Raw genomic sequence first — 18,603 nt, forward strand, 5'->3', positions numbered from 1 at the left:
GGCACGGGCATGCTCGTTGACCCACGGGCGTACCCTCCTACACTTATCGGCCACGACGCCAAAAGGAATAGTCCGATGAAAGCTGTGCTGTGCAAAGCCTTCGGCCCCGCCGAAAATCTGGTGCTGGAAGAGATCGCCAGCCCTGCGATCAAGCAGAACGAAATCCTGCTGGACGTGCACGCGGCCGGGGTGAATTTCCCGGACACCCTGATCATCGAAGGCAAGTACCAGTTCAAGCCGCCCTTCCCGTTTTCGCCGGGTGGCGAAGCGGCGGGCGTGGTGAGTGAGGTCGGGGAGAAGGTCAGTCACTTGAAAGTCGGTGATCGCGTGATGGCCCTGACCGGCTGGGGCAGCTTTGCCGAGCAGGTCGCGGTGCCGGGCTATAACGTGCTGCCGATCCCGCCGAGCATGGACTTCAACATCGCCGCCGCCTTCAGCATGACCTACGGCACCTCGATGCATGCGCTGAAACAGCGGGCCAACCTGCAACCCGGCGAAACCCTGTTGGTGCTCGGCGCTTCCGGTGGCGTGGGCCTGGCCGCCGTGGAAATCGGCAAGGCCATGGGCGCCCGGGTGATCGCCGCTGCCAGCAGCGCCGACAAGCTGGCGGTGGCCAAGGCGGCCGGCGCCGATGAGCTGATCAACTACAGCGAAGCCAGCCTCAAGGACGAAGTCAAGCGCCTGACCGGTGGCAACGGCGCCGATGTGATCTACGATCCCGTGGGTGGCGACCTGTTTGACCAGGCCATCCGCTCGATCGCCTGGAATGGCCGCGTGTTGGTGGTGGGCTTTGCCAGCGGGCGCATCCCGGAACTGCCGGTGAACCTGGCACTGCTCAAGGGCGCGGCGGTGGTGGGGGTGTTCTGGGGTTCGTTTGCCCAGCGTCAGCCCCAGGACAATGCGGCGAATTTTCAGCAGTTGTTCACCTGGTATGGCGAGGGCAAGTTGAAGCCGTTGGTGTCGCAGGTGTATCAGTTGGAACAGGCTGCCCAGGCTATTAACGACCTGGGGCAGCGCAAGGCGGTGGGTAAGGTGGTTGTTCAGACCCGCTGATAGCCAGTTGAAATGCGAACAATGTGGGAGGGGGCTTGCCCCCGATTGCAGTGGATCAGTTGACACATATGTTGACTGAACCACCGCTATCGGGGGCAAGCCCCCTCCCACATATGGATCTCCAGCGCCTGCAGAATCCACTTACGACCACACCTTATCTATTCGCGACATGTTCATAAGAGAACATGCAATTGCTTTGATTTCCTGTGTTTGCAGATAAGAGGCGATGCTATTTTCGGTAACGAAACTGTAACATTCGCATCCGCAGTCAAAACAAGAAATCTGGAGCTCTTGAATGTTTGCTTTCTTTCGCCCTGCCGCACATCAGGCGCCCCTGCCTGAAGAAAAAATAGACACGACCTACCGACGACTGCGCTGGCAGATCTTCGCCGGTATTTTCTTCGGTTACGCCGGCTACTACCTGCTGCGCAAAAACTTCTCCCTGGCGATGCCCTACCTGATCGACGAGGGTTACACCCGTGGTGAACTGGGCCTGGCGATGTCGGCCATCGCGATTGCCTACGGCTTGTCCAAGTTCCTCATGGGCCTGGTGTCCGACCGCTCCAACCCGCGCTACTTCCTGCCCTTCGGCCTGCTGGTTTCAGCGGGGGTGATGTTCATTTTCGGTTTCGCGCCTTGGGCAACATCCAGCGTGACCATGATGTTCATTTTGCTGTTCATCAACGGTTGGGCCCAGGGCATGGGCTGGCCGCCGAGTGGGCGGACCATGGTGCACTGGTGGTCGCAGAAGGAACGCGGCGGCGTGGTGTCGGTGTGGAACGTGGCGCACAACGTCGGCGGCGGCCTGATCGGCCCGCTGTTCCTCTTAGGCATGGCCTGGTTCAACGACTGGCATGCGGCATTTTACGTGCCGGCCACGGTGGCGCTGGCAGTGGCGGCGTTTGCCTTCATCACCATGCGTGACACCCCGCAATCGGTCGGCTTGCCGCCTATAGAAAAGTACAAGAACGACTACCCGGAAGGCTACGACGCCAGCCACGAAGACGAATTCAGTGCCAAGGAAATCTTCGTCAAGTACGTGCTGCGCAACAAAATGCTGTGGTACATCGCGTTCGCCAACGTGTTCGTGTACTTGCTGCGCTATGGCGTACTGGACTGGGCGCCGACCTACTTGAAAGAAGCCAAGCATTTCACGGTCGACAAGTCGTCGTGGGCGTATTTCTTCTACGAGTGGGCCGGTATCCCGGGCACGCTGCTGTGTGGCTGGATGTCGGACAAGATCTTCCGTGGCAATCGCGGCCTGACCGGCATCGTGTTCATGGCGCTGGTGACCGTGGCGACCCTGGTTTACTGGCTTAACCCGCCGGGCAATCCAACGGTCGACATGATCGCGCTGGTCTCCATCGGCTTCCTGATCTACGGCCCGGTGATGCTGATCGGCCTGCAGGCGCTGGAACTGGCACCGAAGAAAGCCGCCGGTACGGCTGCGGGTTTCACCGGCCTGTTCGGCTACCTGGGCGGTTCGGTGGCCGCGAGTGCGGCGATGGGCTACACCGTGGACCACTTCGGCTGGGACGGTGGTTTCGTGCTGCTGATCGGCGCATGCGTCTTGGCAATTGCCTTCCTGATCCCAACGCTGTGGCACACCAACAGCGTCAGCTCGGCGCGTTAACCGCCTGAGCAATCCTTTGCACAACGCTTGAGCCGCGCCTCCAGGTTTTTATCTGGCATGGCGTGGCTGCGCAGGGCGTTCACGGTCTGTTCGACATAATCGCGAGTGGTGCCGTAACGCCCGCAAGCGCTTTGCAGCACATGATTGAGCACGATATCGGGCAAGTTGCCGGCATAGCTGGGCAAGTGCCGCTCCAGCACAAACCCCAACGCCTGTACCTGGCTGCCATCTTCCAGCCGGCAACTGAGCCAGTGCGGTCGATAGGACGGGTAAGGCATTTCGCGTTGCCACAACGCATAAAGCGAAGCCTCCAGCTGATCTTCCGGCAAGCGGTAAGCAAACCCGCTGCACGAGCCGCCCCGATCCAGCCCGAACACCAAGCCCGGCAACTCCGGCGTACCCCGGTGCTCATGGGACCACAGGTACAAGCCCCGATGATAACCATGGACCCGCGCCCGCACCCGCTCGGTGGATGAACATTCCGGGCGCCAGATCAGCGAACCATATGCAAATAGCCAGACCGGCCCACCCTTGTGCCGAGCCATGGTGGCCTGCATCGAGCTCATCAATTGTTCGTGAGTGAGTTGCGGCCCCAAGTCGAGCCGCGGAGGGTAAGCCAACTGCAAAAGATCGGTTTCAATGGCGGTCATGGCGAAAAGCGGTGCGCCTCCTATGTATTACCAGTTGTAAGCGACTTTACCGTAATAAAACGCGCCGCTGTAACCGTACGGCGAAAAAGTGCTGTAGGCGAGATTGGCGGCGCAATGGTGCTGCCGGATTTGATCTGCTCAGGGCCGAGGGGCATAGGCAAACACGTCAGCGCGCATCTGGTGCGCATCCATACCGGCGTCGACCAACGCATCCAGCGTGCCGTAGATCATCGCCGGTGATCCACTGGCGTACACATGCACGGCCTTAAGGTCGGCAATGTCTTCGCACACGGCTTCATGCAGCAACCCGCAACGTCCTTCCCAGCCGCACAGGTCACTGACGACTTTGTGCAGGAACAGATTGGGCAGTTGCCGCCACTGATCCCAGTGCTCGATCTCGTAGAAATCTTCCGGGCGACGCACGCCCCAGTACAGGTGCACTGGGTGCTTGAAGCCGGAAGCTCGGCAATGCTCGATCAGGCTGTGCATCTGAGCCATGCCGGTACCGGCGGCGATCAGCACCAGCGGCCCGTCCGGCAGCTCCGCCAGGTGAGTGTCACCGAACGGCAGTTCGACGCGGGCCATCTGATTGCGCTGGAGCTGGTCCAACAGGTTGCGTGCGCTGTCTTCGCGGGCCAGTACGTGCAGTTCCAGCTCGCGTCCACAGTGAGGCGCCGACGCCAGGGAAAACGCCGACTTCTCGCCGTTCTCACGCTCGATCATCAGGTATTGCCCGGCGTGGTAACGCACGGCCTTGCCGGCAGGAGCCCGCAGGCGCACGCGCCACACATCGCCGCCGACTTCCACGCATTCGCTCAATTGGCACGCCAACTTGCGCAACGGCAGTTCTCCCGGCGCCAGCACGCCATCCCACAAGACAATGCAATCTTCCAGCGGCTCGGCGATGCAGGTATAGAACTCACCATGGTCACGCACCTCTCCCGCCTGCTGCACCCGGCCCTCCACCAGCAGCGCCGCGCACACGTGGCAGACGCCGTTGCGACAGGCCTGCGGGCATTCGTAGCCCAGGCGGCGCGCGCCATCGAGAATTCGTTCGCCAGGGTCCAGTTCCAGGACCGCGCCGGAAGGTTGCAAGGTTACACGCATCAATCTATTCCCAATTCTTTCCAGATTGCATCGACGCGAGCAGTCACTGCGTCATCCTTGACGATCACCCGGCCCCACTCGCGGGTAGTTTCGCCCGGCCATTTGTGAGTGGCATCCAGGCCCATTTTCGACCCAAGGCCTGAAACCGGCGAGGCAAAATCGAGGTAATCGATGGGCGTGTTGTCGATCATTACCGTGTCGCGCTTGGGGTCCATGCGCGTAGTAATGGCCCAGATCACGTCATTCCAGTCGCGGGCATTGATGTCGTCGTCAGTGATGATAACGAACTTGGTGTACATGAATTGTCGTAAAAACGACCACACGCCCAGCATTACCCGCTTGGCGTGGCCCGGATACGACTTCTTCATGGTGACGATGGCCATGCGGTACGAGCAACCTTCCGGCGGCAGGTAGAAGTCGGTGATTTCCGGAAACTGCTTTTGCAGGATCGGCACGAACACTTCGTTCAGCGCCACGCCGAGAATGGCCGGCTCGTCTGGAGGCCGGCCGGTGTAGGTGCTGTGGTAGATCGGTTTGATCCGATGGGTGATGCGCCCGACGGTGAACACCGGAAAACTGTCGACTTCGTTGTAATAACCCGTGTGGTCACCGTAAGGCCCTTCATCGGCCATCTCACCGGGGTGAATCACACCCTCGAGGATGATTTCGGCGGTGGCCGGCACTTGCAGGTCATTACCACGGCACTTTACCAATTCGGTGCGGTTGCCACGCAGCAGGCCGGCAAAGGCGTATTCGGACAGGCTGTCCGGCACTGGCGTTACGGCGCCCAGGATGGTGGCAGGGTCGGCGCCGAGGGCCACGGACACCGGGAACGGCTGGCCCGGATGTTTTTCGCACCACTCGCGAAAGTCCAGGGCGCCGCCACGGTGGCTCAGCCAGCGCATGATCACCTTATTGCGGCCGATCACTTGCTGGCGGTAGATGCCGAGGTTCTGGCGGTCCTTGTTCGGTCCCTTGGTGACGGTCAGGCCCCAGGTGATCAGCGGGCCGACATCGCCGGGCCAGCAGGTCTGCACCGGGAGCATGGCCAGGTCGACGTCATCGCCTTCGATGACCACTTCCTGGCACACCGCGTCCTTGACCACCTTGGGCGCCATGGCAATGATCTTGCGAAAGATCGGCAGCTTCGACCAAGCGTCCTTCAAGCCTTTGGGCGGCTCGGGCTCCTTGAGGAAGGCCAGCAGCTTGCCGATCTCGCGCAGCTCGCTGACCGCCTCGGCGCCCATGCCAAAGGCGACGCGCTCGGGGGTGCCGAACAGGTTGCCGAGCACCGGGATGTCAAAGCCGGTCGGGTTCTCGAACAGCAGCGCCGGGCCCTTGTTGCGCAAGGTGCGGTCGCAAATCTCAGTCATTTCCAGTACCGGTGAAATCGGCATCTGGATACGTTTCAACTCTCCGCGCTGCTCAAGTTGCTGCACGAAATCCCGAAGATCCTTGAATTTCATTAACCATGCCACCCGTAAAATAGGCGTACATCCTACCTGCTCTAGAGGCGGCTGGCAGCTTAATTGGCCGTCAACCCCCGTGATTGCAGCGATCTGAACAATGGCTCCAGGAAGGCCTCGATGTGCCGCGCGCCTACGTCGGAAAGGTGGTTATCGTCGGTGTACAGCGCGCGGCCATTGAGTTCCACCCGGCACAAGCCGTCGGTGCCGCACAGCAAGGGCGCGGGGTCCAGCACCCTGACACCGCTGTCGGCCGCCGCCAGCTCGTCAAACAGCTGGGTAATAAAGGCCTGGCGCTTCACATGCTCGGCCACGGCAAGCCCTTCACCGTCCACCGGCCGGTTCATCATTGCCAGGCGACTGAGGCGGTAAGGCACGATGATTTCCTGCAGCGGCACCTCCTTGACCAGCCAGACCTTATGCCCGGCAGCGCGCAGCGCCTGGATGCGCTCGCGCAGGCCCTCGGCAAAGCGCTGCTCGGCGACCGCACGCACATACTCGCCAGTGCTGGGGTCCTTGAGCGCATGCTCTTTGTCGCCCGACATTTGCCCATAGACATACAGGCTCCAGCGCGCCGCCAGCACCACATCGCTGAATTTTTTCTCGGCCATCGCCTTCTCGACGCGACGGTTGAAATGCGCGCACCGAGCAATATTCTCCAGGCCATCCAACGGAATACAGCCCGCGAAGCTGGCTTCAACCAGGCTGATATCGTGGCGATCAGCGCCCTCTTTGAGTGCCGGAATCAGCGCGGTGGCATGACTGTCACCCCATACCAGCGCCGAGACGGACTGGGTTGGCGGACCGAAATGGCAGAACAACCGCTCGTCGGGTGTGTCTTTGTCAGCCATGCACGCCAGCAGGTCCGGGCTCCACTTTTTCGCCTGGGCAAAACGCAGTGCCTGTTCGGACAACCGTGAAGGCACACCGTCGAATTCGCGTATCGCAAGGCCCGTAAAGCCCAGCCCCAGGATGCCGACCACGGCTGCCGCCAGAATTGCCTTGCGGGCGGCCAACAAGCGTTTTTCACGAAACGGCGTTTCCACGAAGCGCCAGGACAAGTAGCCCAGCAGCAACGAGAGCAGCATCAACCCGGCCAACTCCAGAGTGCTCAAGCCATCCACCGCAGCATAGTTGGCGTACACGAACACCGGCCAATGCCACAGGTACCAGGAATAGGAAATCAGCCCGATACCGACCATCAGCCGCGTACTCAACAGGCGCCCGACCCAGGTGTGTTGCTGCCCGTTGGCCCAGATCAGCCCGACGACACCCAGCACCGGCAATAGCGCGGTCGCGCCGGGGAAAGGGGTTTTCGCGTCGTAACCCAATACCGCGATCAGAATCAGTGCCATGGAGGCCAGGCTGATCCCCTGCGCCAGGGCGGGTGAGGCGCGCCACTCATATTTGGGCAGCACCGCCAGCATCGCGCCGGCCAACAACTCCCAGGCCCGCAGGTGCAGCAGGAAAAACGCTTTTTGCGGCTCATGCTCTACCGCCCAGACGCTCATGCCAAAAGAGCCCAGCAACACCACGAACAGCGCCAGGCGCCAGTGCTTCAGGCGGCTTGAAAGCAAGGTGAGCAGCAGCGGGAAAACGATATAGAACTGCTCTTCTACCGCCAGCGACCAGGTATGCAGCAGAGGCTTGATGTCAGAGGACGCATCGAAGTAGCCATGCTGGCGCGCGAACAGCAAATTTGAGGTAAAGGTCACCTGATAGTGCGCCGACCGCCCCAACTCCTCATAGTCTTTGGGCGCCAACAGGAACCAGCCCACCGCCAGTGTCGCTGCAATCATTACAAACAGCGCCGGCAGGATGCGCCGTGCGCGACGGGCCCAGAAATCAATGAAACTGAAGCGTCCGGCCTGGCGCTCGCGCCAGATAATGGACGTGATCAGAAAACCGGAAATAACGAAGAAGACGTCAACGCCAACGAAACCGCCGGTAAGGCCAGGAACGCCGAAGTGAAACAACACGACGGCGAGGACAGCGATGGCACGCAGCCCATCGATGTCTCTGCGGTAAGCAAGAGTGGTCATAAGAATTGTGGTCAGTCTGTGACGAAAGGAGTGAGCGTAGTCGCGCGTACAATTTTTGTTACTTAACGGACACTTATGCCATAAAACCCGATGAATCTCGACGCAAAAAAATGGCGCCCCCATTGGGGCGCCATTTTTCGGACCTGAAACGCGGTTTTACTTGCGCTTCATCGACAGGAAGAACTCGTCGTTGGTCTTGGTGGTTTTCAGCTTGTCGATCAGGAACTCGATGGCGGCCACTTCGTCCATCGGGTGCAGCAGCTTGCGCAGGATCCACATGCGCTGCAGTTCGTCGTCGGCAGTCAGCAACTCTTCGCGGCGCGTGCCGGAGCGGTTGATGTTGATGGCCGGGAACACACGCTTTTCAGCGATACGACGGTCCAGGGGCAGTTCCATGTTGCCGGTACCCTTGAACTCTTCGTAGATCACTTCGTCCATCTTCGAGCCGGTTTCAACCAGCGCGGTGGCGATAATGGTCAGCGAGCCGCCTTCTTCGATGTTGCGCGCGGCGCCGAAGAAACGCTTTGGCTTCTCCAGGGCGTGGGCATCGACACCACCGGTCAGCACCTTGCCGGAGCTCGGGATCACAGTGTTGTAGGCACGGGCCAGACGGGTGATGGAGTCGAGCAGGATCACCACGTCTTTCTTGTGTTCGACCAGGCGCTTGGCCTTCTCGATCACCATTTCAGCCACCTGCACGTGGCGGGTTGGCGGCTCATCGAACGTCGAGGCAACCACTTCGCCACGCACGGTGCGCTGCATTTCGGTCACTTCTTCCGGACGCTCATCGATCAACAGTACGATCAGGTGAACTTCAGGATTGTTACGCGCAATGTTCGCTGCAATGTTTTGCAGCATGATCGTTTTACCGGCTTTCGGCGGCGCAACGATCAGGCCACGCTGGCCCTTGCCGATGGGTGCGCACAGGTCGATCACACGACCGGTCAAGTCTTCGGTGGAACCATTACCGGCTTCCATCTTCATGCGCACGGTCGGGAACAGCGGGGTCAGGTTCTCGAAGAGAATCTTGTTTTTCGCGTTCTCTGGGCGATCGAAGTTGATCGTGTCGACCTTGAGCAGAGCGAAGTAACGCTCGCCTTCCTTCGGAGGGCGGATCTTGCCCACGATGGTGTCGCCGGTGCGCAAGTTGAAGCGACGGATCTGGCTCGGCGAGACGTAGATATCGTCTGGGCCGGCAAGATAGGAAGCGTCTGCGGAGCGGAGGAAGCCGAAGCCGTCCTGGAGAATCTCCAGCACGCCATCACCGGAGATTTCCTCGCCGCTTTTCGCGTGCTTCTTGAGCAGGGAGAAAATCACGTCCTGCTTGCGCGAACGGGCCATATTTTCTATGCCCATTTCTTCGGCCAGTTGGAGCAGGTCGGTAATCGGCTTTTGCTTGAGTTCAGTCAGATTCATATAGGAATGACGTAATCATTTATGGAGGGGGGAAATTAAGCTTTTGGCTTAATGAGGCCGCGCCGCAGAGAAGGCGACAGGATCGCGTACTAATCGAAAAGGAATGCGTCGGCGACGGCTTGCAGGGGGCAGTGGAGAAACCAGTGCGGGGCCGAATGTACCACCTGAATTTCGGAGCGTCTAGCCCTGTTTTACGAAAAAGCCCCGAGATTTTCGGGGCTTTTTTGGCGACGCTTAGATGTTGGCGTCGAGGAAGGCTTGCAGTTGGGACTTCGACAGCGCGCCTACTTTAGTGGCTTCGACGTTGCCGTTCTTGAACAGCATCAACGTTGGAATACCACGCACGCCGTGCTTGGCCGGGGTTTCCTGGTTCTCGTCGATGTTCAGCTTGGCAATGGTCAACTTGCCTTCATAAGTGGTTGCAATGTCGTCCAGGACCGGAGCGATCATTTTGCAAGGGCCGCACCATTCGGCCCAGTAGTCAACCAGCACCGGGCCGGCAGCCTTGAGTACTTCGGCCTCAAAGGTCGCGTCGGTGACGTGCTTGATAAGATCGTTGCTCATGGATGTCTCCGGAATGTAAGCAAAAAAAACGTTGCCCATCATAGCCGCCCTTCCCCCGTTCAGGAAGCCGCCTCTGATTGAGTCTTGCTATGGCGACGCATGACTTTGCATATCGCCGGTTCACGGTGCGACGGGTGTGACGAAGGCAATGCCCGTGCGCAATGCGGCATTACGTACATGTTCCTGCATGGTTTTCTGCGCCGCCGCACTGGTGCGCCGGGCCAGGGCACGCAAAATCCTGCGATGCTCCTGCCAGGTTTCCATGGCGCGCTCTGGCCGGATGAACGGTAGTTTCTGGCTTTCCAGGAATACATCGGCGCTGGCGCTCAGAATGCTCACCATCGCCTGGTTGCCGCTGGCCAGCAGGATGCGCTGGTGAAACTTGAAGTCCAGCCGGGCGGCAGCGTCAAAGTCACCCGCTTTGAGCACCTTGCGCATCGCCTCGACATTGTCTTCCAGGCTGTCGAGCTCGTCGGTGGTCAATGTGACCGCCGCCAACCCTGCCGCAAACCCTTCCAGGGCGTAACGCAGCTGGAAGATCTCCAGCGGCGTGGCCTGCGCCGCAAACGGCCAGGCGAGTTCGGACGGTGGGTCCGGCGCCTGCACAAACACACCCTTGCCCGGCTGCACACTGACCACACCCAAGGCGCTCAAGGACGATAACGCCTCACGCAACGAGGCCCGGCTGACGCCCAACCGCACCGCCAGATCGCGTTGCGAGGGCAATGCATCGCCCGGCCCGAAGCCCTGCTCCTTGATCAGTTTGCGGATGGCCTGCAGGGCCGCTTCCGGTACGGCTTGGGCGATGGAATTCATAAAAACTCAAGGTTCCAGTCAACTGAGCGGCTAGTTGTAAAGCTATTCACGCCTGCCGGCAAGCCACGCCCCAAAGGGGCTCGCGGGGTTTTTACGGCGCTCGAAAAGGGTGCGAAAAGTTTAATGACTGTTCAGACCAGTAAGACCATCCCACCTCAACGGATCCGTGCCTTACAGACAATTCCATGAGCGCTGGCATGGGCTGTGCACTGGGCAAACTCAGAAAATTCCTTCGCCCTTCTCGGAGAGTTGCCATGACCAAGCGCTACAGCGCCCTGCTCACTGCCCTGTTTGCCAGCCTGATGCTGAGCCAGGCACCCGCCCAGGCCAACGGTTTGGACGACATTGTTGCCCGAGGCACCCTCAAGGTCGCCGTGCCGCAGGACTTCCCGCCGTTCGGCTCGGTGGGCCCCGACATGAAACCCCGCGGCCTGGACATCGACACCGCCAAGCTGCTGGCCGACCAGCTCAAGGTCAAGCTGGAGCTGACTCCGGTCAATAGCACCAACCGCATCCCCTTCCTCACCACCGGCAAGGTCGACCTGGTGATCTCCAGCCTGGGCAAGAACCCCGAGCGCGAAAAAGTCATCGATTTCTCCAAGGCCTACGCGCCTTTCTACCTCGCCGTGTTCGGCCCGCCTGACGCGGCGATCAGCACCACCGACGACCTCAAGGGCAAGACCATCAGCGTGACCCGTGGCGCCATCGAGGACATCGAGCTGACGGCTGTCGCGCCCAAAGAGGCGACCATCAAGCGCTTTGAAGACAACAATTCGACTATCGCCGCCTATCTGGCCGGACAGGTCGACCTGATCGCCAGCGGCAACGTGGTGATGGTGGCGATCAGCGAGCGCAACCCGAAACGCGTACCGGCGCTGAAGGTGAAGCTCAAGGACTCTCCGGTGTACGTGGGTGTGAACAAGAACGAGCCGGCATTACTGGACAAGGTCAACCAGATACTGGTCGCGGCGAAGGCTGATGGCAGCCTGGAAAAGAACGCTATGCAGTGGCTCAAAGAGCCGCTGCCGGCTGACCTGTGACGCGACGGAGCTGACTGATGGCGTATCAATTCGACTTTGTACCGGTGCTGGCCAACACCGACCTGTTGTTACGCGGCGCCCTGTTTACCCTTGAGCTGACGGCTATCGGCGCACTGCTGGGAGTGGCCCTGGGCACCGTCGGTGCAGTTGTGCGGGCATGGAAGATTCAGCCGTTCGCCTGGTGCTTCGGCGTGTATGTCGAGTTGATCCGCAACACGCCCTTTCTGGTGCAGCTGTTTTTCATCTTCTTCGGCCTGCCGTCCCTGGGCTTGAAAATCACCGAGTGGCAAGCCGCCGTACTGGCGATGGTGATCAACCTGGGGGCCTATTCCACGGAGATCATCCGTGCCGGTATCCAGGCCATACCGCGCGGGCAACTGGAGGCTGCGGCGGCATTGGCCATGACGCGTTTCGAAGCGTTTCGCCATGTGGTGCTGCTGCCGGCACTGGGCAAGGTGTGGCCGGCCCTGAGCAGCCAGATCATCATCGTGATGCTTGGCTCGGCAGTCTGTTCGCAGATCGCTACCGAAGAGCTGAGCTTTGCCGCCAACTTCATTCAGTCGCGCAATTTCCGCGCCTTTGAAACCTATGCCCTGACCACCCTGGTGTACCTGTGCATGGCGTTGATGATTCGCCAGTTGCTCAACTGGATCGGCCGCCGCTATGTGATGAGGAACAGCCGATGAGTGATTTTTCCTTCTGGGACATCGTGCGCAATCTGCTCACCGGCCTGCAATGGACGCTGTTGCTGTCGCTGGTGGCGTTCATAGGCGGCGGTGTGATCGGCCTGCTGGTGATGGCGATGCGCATCAGTCACAAGGCATTCCCGCGCAATGTGGCCCGCACCTATATCGAACTGTTCCAGGGCACGCCGCTGCTGATGCAACTGTTCCTGGTGTTTTTCGGTGTGGCGTTGCTCGGGGTGGATATTTCGCCCTGGCTGGCGGCGGCCATCGCCCTGACCCTGTTTACCAGCGCCTACCTGGCCGAAATCTGGCGCGGCTGCGTTGACTCTATTTCCCATGGGCAGTGGGAGGCATCGGCCAGCCTGGCGCTCAACCCTCTTGAACAACTGCGCTACGTGATCCTGCCCCAGGCCCTGCGCATTGCCGTGGCGCCGACCGTGGGGTTTTCGGTGCAGGTGGTCAAAGGCACCGCCGTGACTTCGATCATCGGCTTTACCGAACTGACCAAGACCGGCGGCATGCTCGCCAATGCCACCTTCGAACCCTTCATGGTCTACGGCCTGGTGGCCCTCGGTTACTTCCTGCTCTGCTACCCCTTGTCCCTCAGTGCGCGCTACCTGGAAAGGAGACTGCATGCCTCTGCTTAGAATTTCCGCCCTGCATAAGTATTACGGCGATCACCATGTACTCAAGGGCATCGACCTCTCCGTTGAAGAGGGCCAGGTGGTGGCGATCATCGGCCGCAGTGGCTCGGGTAAATCCACCTTGCTGCGTACTCTCAATGGCCTGGAGTCGATCAACGACGGCGTGATCGAAGTCGATGGCGAATACCTCGACGCCGCCCGCGCCGACCTGCGCAGCCTGCGGCAGAAGGTCGGGATGGTGTTCCAGCAGTTCAACCTGTTTCCACATTTGACCGTTGGCGAAAACGTCATGCTTGCGCCACAAGTGGTGCAGAAAGTGCCCAAAGCCAAGGCAGCGCAGTTGGCCAAACAGATGCTGGAACGCGTTGGCCTGGGAGAGAAGTTCGATGCCTTCCCCGACCGGCTGTCTGGCGGCCAGCAACAACGCGTGGCGATTGCGCGCGCCCTGGCCATGTCACCCAAGGTGCTGCTGTGCGACGAAATCACCTCGGCCCTCGACCCGGAACTGGTCAACGAAGTGCTCAGCGTGGTGCGCCAACTGGCTAAAGATGGCATGACGCTGATCATGGTGACCCACGAAATGCGCTTCGCCCGGGAAGTCGGTGACAAGCTGGTGTTCATGCACCAAGGCAAGGTGCATGAAGTGGGCGACCCCAAGCTCCTGTTTGCCAACCCGCAAACGCCGGAGCTCGCCAACTTCATCGGTTCAGTGGAACAGCCGGACTGACCAGTTCAAAACGACCCTGCCCCTCCAGCGACGTCTGGCTTCGCACTTGCAGCGCCTCGGCGGGCAGGTCGGTGTCGATGTCGACCTGGGCGGTCAAGCGCTGACCTGTTACCGGCCTCCCTGCGACGCGTGCCGTCAGGACCTGGCCCGGTAATAACTGCCCACCCGCGCCACCGCCGGGCGGGTCCCAGTCGACGGCACGCCCATCCACCTGTGCATGCTTGAGGCTAAGCCGCAACCGCCCCTGCTGGCCAAAACGGAACGCTTGCCCATCGGCGGCACCGATAAACCGCAACGCCATCACCGACGGCTCGACGCACAACACGTTGAGCTGCAGCGTGCGCGTGGCTAGCGTCACGGTGGTGCTTTCGACCAGCGCCTCCCGGCGAATGACCCCGTAGTCGATACGCGGTTGGCTCACGGACAATCGGCAGTTTTCGGCGTGCGCGCCCTGAGCCAGCAACACCGTACAAAACAGCGCACAGCCGAGGCATATAAACTTACCGACCATGGCACACCGCCGCTGTTGTATCGAAGAACTTGTCATTATCAGGCTGGCTCCCAGGGGAAATGTTCAGCAGGCAACTGGCCGAGTCCGGCAATGAAACCCTCAGGTCTTGCACCTCGTTCACGTCGTTCAGAAAGATCATGCCTTCGCCCACTACGCTGGTCAGAAAACGATCGCCCTTGCCGAACACCGCCGCGCCCTGAGGCAGTGGCCGGCCTTGATCATCGCTGGCGTTGACCAGCATGCGGCGCACCTTCACCACATCAAATGCCACGGTGTTGACGGAACCGCGGCCTGCGGCGAGCACACGGGTGCCGTTCTTCAGATCAACGCGTTTTGGCAAGGACTGGGTTTGCACCTCGATATGGCTGTTGGTGTAGGCAGGCAAGCCTGGAAGCACGGCCTGGCCGGTGAAGTCAGTCCACACCGGGCCTTGCGGGGTGTCGATTTTTGCAGAACCAATGTCGCCCACCGACGCAATACCAAACGTGTCCTGCACCGTGTAGGGCGAGAAGGTAATCCCACCTTCATGAGCGACCACGCCACCTTGCAGTTGCCCGGTGTAACTGGTGCCTAACGGGTCGCGACTGACACCCAGACCGACTCGGGTGTAACGCGGCGTGAGGTCTACCTGGCCGCGCATCGATTGCTCCTGCGCACTGAGGTCGCGCTCGACACCCACTTCATAGTTCACATACTCATTGACCCGTTCAGTGAGCGCCGTGCCGGTACGGGACTGCCCCCCACGGCGACTGACATAGCTGTTCACACGACGATCACCGCCCAGAGGCACGCTGACCTGCAGCCGCAAGGACAAATCATCATCGAGGACGGTGTCGCGCCGGTTTCGCTCCCGAGTGGCGTCGCGGCGTGCTTGAGTGCTGCCCACCTGGGAGTCGGCAATCAACGCAACATCGGCATAGCGAAACGATTTGTTCCATGAGGCGAACACGTGTTCGCTCGATTGCCCGTCAAATTGAGCGCTACGGGTATAGCCCAGGGAGAAGGCACCCAGGGTGGGGTCGACCCATGTCACGCCCGCCGTGTATTGATTCTTGAAGCGTGACGCCAGCACGTCGGCCGTGGTCGGGCGGCCGGTCTCGATCACCTCGCGATAGCCGCGGGTCTGGCTGGTTGCGCTGAGGTTGAGCTCGACGTCGGCGGATACCGGGCTGCTCACGGACACGCTACTGCGTGAGCCGGACACGGCATGACGGCTGTCGCGGGACAGGTTATGACGCGCGCCCACCGACACTCGCTGGAAAAACACGCTGCTCAACGTGCCACCTGCCGACCAGTACTCGTCGGTACTCAACAAGCCGAAACCACCCGTTGAGTCGCGCCCCAGGCCCCACGTCCCGCTGCCCATGGCGACGACGGGCGATGGCCCCTCGCCCTGCGTCTCTTCACGTAGTTTGCCGAGGGACAAGTAATAACCGGGTGCCGCCGGCGCGGCGCCGGCGAACGAAGCCGCCGGCACCACGAAGCTGCGTCGGCCCCCGCGTACATCGATCACACTGACCTCAAGGTCGCTTGTGCCATTGAGCAGCGGCAAACCGGTCAGCCGAAAAGGCCCTTCGGGCACCAGCGTACTGTGGATCAACACGCCGGACTGACGCACCTCAATCCGCGACTGGCTCTGTGCCAGGCCTTCCACCACCGCGTTATTGCTGCCCGCCGGCACGCGCGACTGGCCGTCGGGGGAAAACTGCACACCCGACAGCTGGATGCCACCAAACAGCGGGTTGTTGCTGGACAGCTGGCCCGCCTGGAAAGTCGAGCGCAACGCGGCGATATCCCGCTGCGCATAGGCATACAGGTGCTCGTTGTGCGTCACGCCGTTATCGGAGACGTAGATTTGACGACTGCGAAGAATCCAATCACCCAGGTTGAAACCCGCTTCGGTGTAAGCCGACACGAATCGGTTGTTCCCACTGCGCGAATGGCTGTCGAAACCCTGCACATCATAGTTGAACAAGCCCGCCGCACCGCCCCGGGCGAACTCCCCGGCCTCCCACTGCGGTTCGCGCAGTGATGAGGTAGGCACCACCAGCGCCACTTCATCGTTGCCAGGGCGCAGCCGCACCATGGTCGTGGGAAACGCCCCCAGAAAGTCATGGCATGCCTGGTCGGCAGTGGCGCCTTTGCGGACGATGGCAGTGGGTTTGACCAACCCGGCTTTGTCCAGCAATGCCGGGGTAAAGCACAATTGCCCAGTGGCATCGAACTGGGCGTCCACCAACCCGAGCGGGTTGCCGTTGACTTTCAACCCCACCACCTGGGTGCCCTCGCGAAAGCGCGCCGCCGTGCGGAAGTAGTCCGAGACTTTCGGGTCAATGCCGTGCGTGGTCAGTGCCGCCAGGTCAAAGCCCTCGCCCAGTTCCAAGGCAGGGGCAACGCCAGGCAAGCTCCACAGTGTTGCCATCCCCATGAGCAACGTGGGTCGGCGGGTCCATAAAAAAGCTCCGGTTCGGTGACTCGACAGGTTTGTCATGGGTCGATCAACCCCCGTCGGTATTGATCGGGGCCCGGTAGTTTTCTACCGAAAAGCCGTAGATCGTGGCCGGTTGAATCTCTATATCAGTCAGTTCCTCCAAGGGTCCTTCAACCTTCACCGCCAGCGCTTCGCCCGGCAAAATGTAGGTGCGCGGCAGCGTAGCCGGGGCTCCCTGTGGCAATAACCGAACCTGCGGAGCCATGCGCACCACATAAGCGCTATCGTTGTGGACCGTCAAACGTTGCCCTGTACGTCGCCACTTCAGCAGCTCCCAGGGCGTGTGATGAACCGGCAGGCCTTGGGGATGCAGGATCAGCGGCAAATTCTGCCGCAAGGTGATACCAATGGTCGCACCGCCCGCAGCACGCGCCTGGGGAATGCCCTCGAAAGACACGCGTTTGAGCCGCTGAGTCTTCAACGGGGCCTTCAACGTGCTGATGAAACGCACCAGTTGCGTTTCACCCCCTTCCACCCGCGCAATAGGCGGCGTCACGATCAAGAGCGGTTCCACATCTTCCGGTATGTTTTCTATTACCGAATGCAGCAGCGCTGGAGCCGCGTCGGTATTCTTGATGTTTATCGTCGCTTCACCCTGCTCTTCGTTCAATACAATGACCGTGGTTTCCGGCAACATACCATCAGCCACCGCAACACCGACAAAGCACAAGAGCAACAGTGCATATAACAAACGCGTACTCTTTCTTACGGGACGACTAAGCACTCTGTGTTCCCCACAACCTTGAAGTTGACTATTGAGCGACGGGCGCGCTTATAAAACAGCCGACCAGAAACACATGTTTCTTGATCGACTGTTTTTATGTCGCTTAGATGTAACTCAATTCAAGTGTTGCGCGCCCATCAAGGGTAACGTCACGACTCAGGTCCAGGTCCTGGCCTTTATTGATCACCGCGCGCACAGCAATCGTCCCGGTCAACTGGTTGATAGAGGCGGGTGTGGCAGCCGTGCTGCTGCGCCAGGAATATTGGCTAGGCGCTTGTGCGACTTTGCCATCACTGTTCTGCCAGGCGCCGGCGCTGATTCGCATGATCGGAAACAGTGTTGCGGTCGGCGAGCGCAGGTCCCTGAGGGTAACGGCAAAGCCACCCGTTCTCCGGCCGGCCACAGTCCCCAACCCAAAGTTGTTCGCCTCGGTGTAACCACCCCCGAGCGCAGTGAGGATGCCCGTTACCTTGCTGCCGGCCTGCAGGTCGACAAATTTGAGCCCGAACTGGACAGGCGTATTGCCACAGCTGACGGTGATAGGCGTGGTTTTTTCGGTGAGCGCGTTAAACGCCGTCTGGGACAGTTGGCCCGAAGGAATATCGCCGTAGTTGATAATGCCACCGCCGCTCATACTGAGGTTACAGGCGGCGGGCTTGATGACCCCCCTGACGATCAGTTCTGCGCTGGTGGCAGCATGTGCGCCAATGTTTGCCGCCAGGCAAACGAGACCCAGGGTCAATCCAACAATTTTTTTCATATTCGACCTGTCACTTGAAAGTTAACAGGTGCTCTCTACGTTCGTCTTGGCGGCTCCATCGCCAAACGGTTTATCTTCCTGGATGTTCTACGACGACACATAAATAACACCAAGGCAAAATTGCCGGGTGACAGTGTGTCGCCTTGGTGCTTCATTAAAGAATCAGATAACGCCTGGGTTAGTGTGAGAACGGTAAAACCTGCTGGTCATTTAAACCCAATTTAAAAGTAGGCTAAAACAAAATACCCGATGACATAATCAAACGCGTCCTGT

The 18,603-nt window shown here is 60.1% G+C and carries 17 protein-coding genes; 6 read left to right on the top strand and 11 right to left on the bottom strand.

Annotation, left to right across the window (positions count from 1 at the left end):
* Positions 1 to 75 precede the first annotated feature (75 nt).
* Both C4J86_RS25565 and glpT read left to right on the top strand, forming a co-directional pair.
* Complete coding sequence (locus C4J86_RS25565) at positions 76 to 1,053, top strand: NADPH:quinone oxidoreductase family protein (RefSeq protein WP_124372237.1); 978 nt, start codon at positions 76 to 78, stop codon at positions 1,051 to 1,053.
* A 295-nt stretch (positions 1,054 to 1,348) separates the two neighbouring features.
* Entirely contained in the window at positions 1,349 to 2,686 is a 1,338-nt protein-coding gene (gene glpT, locus C4J86_RS25570; protein ID WP_124368768.1) for a glycerol-3-phosphate transporter, read from the top strand.
* Here glpT and C4J86_RS25575 read toward each other — a convergent pair.
* From C4J86_RS25575 to C4J86_RS25605, 7 genes are all read right to left on the bottom strand, one after another.
* Positions 2,683 to 3,336: a gamma-glutamylcyclotransferase gene (locus C4J86_RS25575; RefSeq protein WP_124364902.1), complete on the bottom strand. Its 654-nt coding sequence runs from the start codon at positions 3,334 to 3,336 to the stop codon at positions 2,683 to 2,685. The two genes, glpT and C4J86_RS25575, sit on opposite strands and share 4 nt — an antisense overlap.
* Before the next feature lie 138 nt (positions 3,337 to 3,474).
* The gene (locus C4J86_RS25580; protein ID WP_124372238.1) at positions 3,475 to 4,443 is read right to left on the bottom strand and encodes a CDP-6-deoxy-delta-3,4-glucoseen reductase; all 969 of its coding nucleotides are present in this window, start codon (positions 4,441 to 4,443) and stop codon (positions 3,475 to 3,477) included.
* Positions 4,443 to 5,909: a 4-hydroxy-3-polyprenylbenzoate decarboxylase gene (ubiD, locus tag C4J86_RS25585; protein WP_124372239.1), complete on the bottom strand. Its 1,467-nt coding sequence runs from the start codon at positions 5,907 to 5,909 to the stop codon at positions 4,443 to 4,445. Before ubiD ends, C4J86_RS25580 begins: the two co-directional genes overlap by 1 nt.
* Positions 5,910 to 5,968: 59 nt before the next feature.
* Positions 5,969 to 7,951, bottom strand: a complete 1,983-nt coding sequence (locus C4J86_RS25590; protein ID WP_124372240.1) for an acyltransferase family protein — start codon at positions 7,949 to 7,951, stop codon at positions 5,969 to 5,971.
* 156 nt (positions 7,952 to 8,107) lie between these two features.
* Positions 8,108 to 9,367: a transcription termination factor Rho gene (gene rho, locus C4J86_RS25595; protein WP_003176825.1), complete on the bottom strand. Its 1,260-nt coding sequence runs from the start codon at positions 9,365 to 9,367 to the stop codon at positions 8,108 to 8,110.
* Between the two features lie 234 nt (positions 9,368 to 9,601).
* Positions 9,602 to 9,931, bottom strand: coding sequence for a thioredoxin TrxA (trxA, locus tag C4J86_RS25600; RefSeq protein ID WP_124368772.1), 330 nt, complete (start codon positions 9,929 to 9,931; stop codon positions 9,602 to 9,604).
* Between the two features lie 120 nt (positions 9,932 to 10,051).
* The gene (locus tag C4J86_RS25605) at positions 10,052 to 10,747 is read right to left on the bottom strand and encodes a FadR/GntR family transcriptional regulator (RefSeq protein ID WP_124372241.1); all 696 of its coding nucleotides are present in this window, start codon (positions 10,745 to 10,747) and stop codon (positions 10,052 to 10,054) included.
* A 254-nt stretch (positions 10,748 to 11,001) separates the two neighbouring features.
* On the opposite strand from C4J86_RS25605, the gene C4J86_RS25610 reads away from it, so the two are divergent.
* The 4 genes from C4J86_RS25610 to C4J86_RS25625 are packed head-to-tail and all read left to right on the top strand — an operon-like array spanning position 11,002 to position 13,844.
* Positions 11,002 to 11,787: a transporter substrate-binding domain-containing protein gene (locus tag C4J86_RS25610; RefSeq protein WP_124372242.1), complete on the top strand. Its 786-nt coding sequence runs from the start codon at positions 11,002 to 11,004 to the stop codon at positions 11,785 to 11,787.
* A gap of 17 nt (positions 11,788 to 11,804) precedes the next feature.
* A complete protein-coding gene (locus C4J86_RS25615) occupies positions 11,805 to 12,473 on the top strand; it encodes an amino acid ABC transporter permease (protein ID WP_124364912.1) in 669 nt (222 codons plus the stop codon).
* The gene (locus tag C4J86_RS25620) at positions 12,470 to 13,120 is read left to right on the top strand and encodes an amino acid ABC transporter permease (protein ID WP_124372243.1); all 651 of its coding nucleotides are present in this window, start codon (positions 12,470 to 12,472) and stop codon (positions 13,118 to 13,120) included. Before C4J86_RS25615 ends, C4J86_RS25620 begins: the two co-directional genes overlap by 4 nt.
* The gene (locus C4J86_RS25625; protein ID WP_124372244.1) at positions 13,107 to 13,844 is read left to right on the top strand and encodes an amino acid ABC transporter ATP-binding protein; all 738 of its coding nucleotides are present in this window, start codon (positions 13,107 to 13,109) and stop codon (positions 13,842 to 13,844) included. The genes C4J86_RS25620 and C4J86_RS25625 overlap by 14 nt, the downstream gene beginning before the upstream one ends.
* On the opposite strand, the gene C4J86_RS25630 is transcribed toward C4J86_RS25625, so the two are convergent.
* The 4 genes from C4J86_RS25630 to C4J86_RS25645 all read right to left on the bottom strand — a co-directional run bounded on the left by C4J86_RS25630 (position 13,816) and on the right by C4J86_RS25645 (position 18,330).
* Positions 13,816 to 14,355: a hypothetical protein gene (locus C4J86_RS25630; protein WP_124372245.1), complete on the bottom strand. Its 540-nt coding sequence runs from the start codon at positions 14,353 to 14,355 to the stop codon at positions 13,816 to 13,818. The genes C4J86_RS25625 and C4J86_RS25630 overlap by 29 nt on opposite strands.
* Positions 14,345 to 16,846, bottom strand: a complete 2,502-nt coding sequence (locus C4J86_RS25635; RefSeq protein WP_124372246.1) for a fimbria/pilus outer membrane usher protein — start codon at positions 16,844 to 16,846, stop codon at positions 14,345 to 14,347. The genes C4J86_RS25630 and C4J86_RS25635 overlap by 11 nt, the downstream gene beginning before the upstream one ends.
* A 7-nt stretch (positions 16,847 to 16,853) precedes the next feature.
* Positions 16,854 to 17,537, bottom strand: a complete 684-nt coding sequence (locus C4J86_RS25640) for a fimbria/pilus chaperone family protein (protein ID WP_218567879.1) — start codon at positions 17,535 to 17,537, stop codon at positions 16,854 to 16,856.
* Positions 17,538 to 17,673: 136 nt separating this feature from the next.
* Positions 17,674 to 18,330, bottom strand: coding sequence for a DUF1120 domain-containing protein (locus C4J86_RS25645; protein ID WP_124368777.1), 657 nt, complete (start codon positions 18,328 to 18,330; stop codon positions 17,674 to 17,676).
* Positions 18,331 to 18,603: the final 273 nt, after the last annotated feature.

The organism is Pseudomonas sp. R2-7-07, from assembly GCF_003852355.1.
Classification (GTDB): domain Bacteria; phylum Pseudomonadota; class Gammaproteobacteria; order Pseudomonadales; family Pseudomonadaceae; genus Aquipseudomonas.

Bases quoted from the DNA above. Each gene is read 5' to 3' on its own strand.
- C4J86_RS25605 (WP_124372241.1), bottom strand. From the start codon at position 10,747: ATGAATTCCATCGCCCAAGCCGTACCGGAAGCGGCCCTGCAGGCCATC.
- C4J86_RS25580 (WP_124372238.1), bottom strand. From the start codon at position 4,443: ATGCGTGTAACCTTGCAACCTTCCGGCGCGGTCCTGGAACTGGACCCT.
- C4J86_RS25590 (WP_124372240.1), bottom strand. From the start codon at position 7,951: ATGACCACTCTTGCTTACCGCAGAGACATCGATGGGCTGCGTGCCATC.
- C4J86_RS25645 (WP_124368777.1), bottom strand. From the start codon at position 18,330: ATGAAAAAAATTGTTGGATTGACCCTGGGTCTCGTTTGCCTGGCGGCA.
- C4J86_RS25635 (WP_124372246.1), bottom strand. From the start codon at position 16,846: ATGACAAACCTGTCGAGTCACCGAACCGGAGCTTTTTTATGGACCCGC.
- C4J86_RS25625 (WP_124372244.1), top strand. From the start codon at position 13,107: ATGCCTCTGCTTAGAATTTCCGCCCTGCATAAGTATTACGGCGATCAC.
- trxA (WP_124368772.1), bottom strand. From the start codon at position 9,931: ATGAGCAACGATCTTATCAAGCACGTCACCGACGCGACCTTTGAGGCC.
- ubiD (WP_124372239.1), bottom strand. From the start codon at position 5,909: ATGAAATTCAAGGATCTTCGGGATTTCGTGCAGCAACTTGAGCAGCGC.
- glpT (WP_124368768.1), top strand. From the start codon at position 1,349: ATGTTTGCTTTCTTTCGCCCTGCCGCACATCAGGCGCCCCTGCCTGAA.
- C4J86_RS25630 (WP_124372245.1), bottom strand. From the start codon at position 14,355: ATGGTCGGTAAGTTTATATGCCTCGGCTGTGCGCTGTTTTGTACGGTG.
- C4J86_RS25575 (WP_124364902.1), bottom strand. From the start codon at position 3,336: ATGACCGCCATTGAAACCGATCTTTTGCAGTTGGCTTACCCTCCGCGG.
- C4J86_RS25615 (WP_124364912.1), top strand. From the start codon at position 11,805: ATGGCGTATCAATTCGACTTTGTACCGGTGCTGGCCAACACCGACCTG.
- C4J86_RS25610 (WP_124372242.1), top strand. From the start codon at position 11,002: ATGACCAAGCGCTACAGCGCCCTGCTCACTGCCCTGTTTGCCAGCCTG.
- rho (WP_003176825.1), bottom strand. From the start codon at position 9,367: ATGAATCTGACTGAACTCAAGCAAAAGCCGATTACCGACCTGCTCCAA.
- C4J86_RS25620 (WP_124372243.1), top strand. From the start codon at position 12,470: ATGAGTGATTTTTCCTTCTGGGACATCGTGCGCAATCTGCTCACCGGC.
- C4J86_RS25565 (WP_124372237.1), top strand. From the start codon at position 76: ATGAAAGCTGTGCTGTGCAAAGCCTTCGGCCCCGCCGAAAATCTGGTG.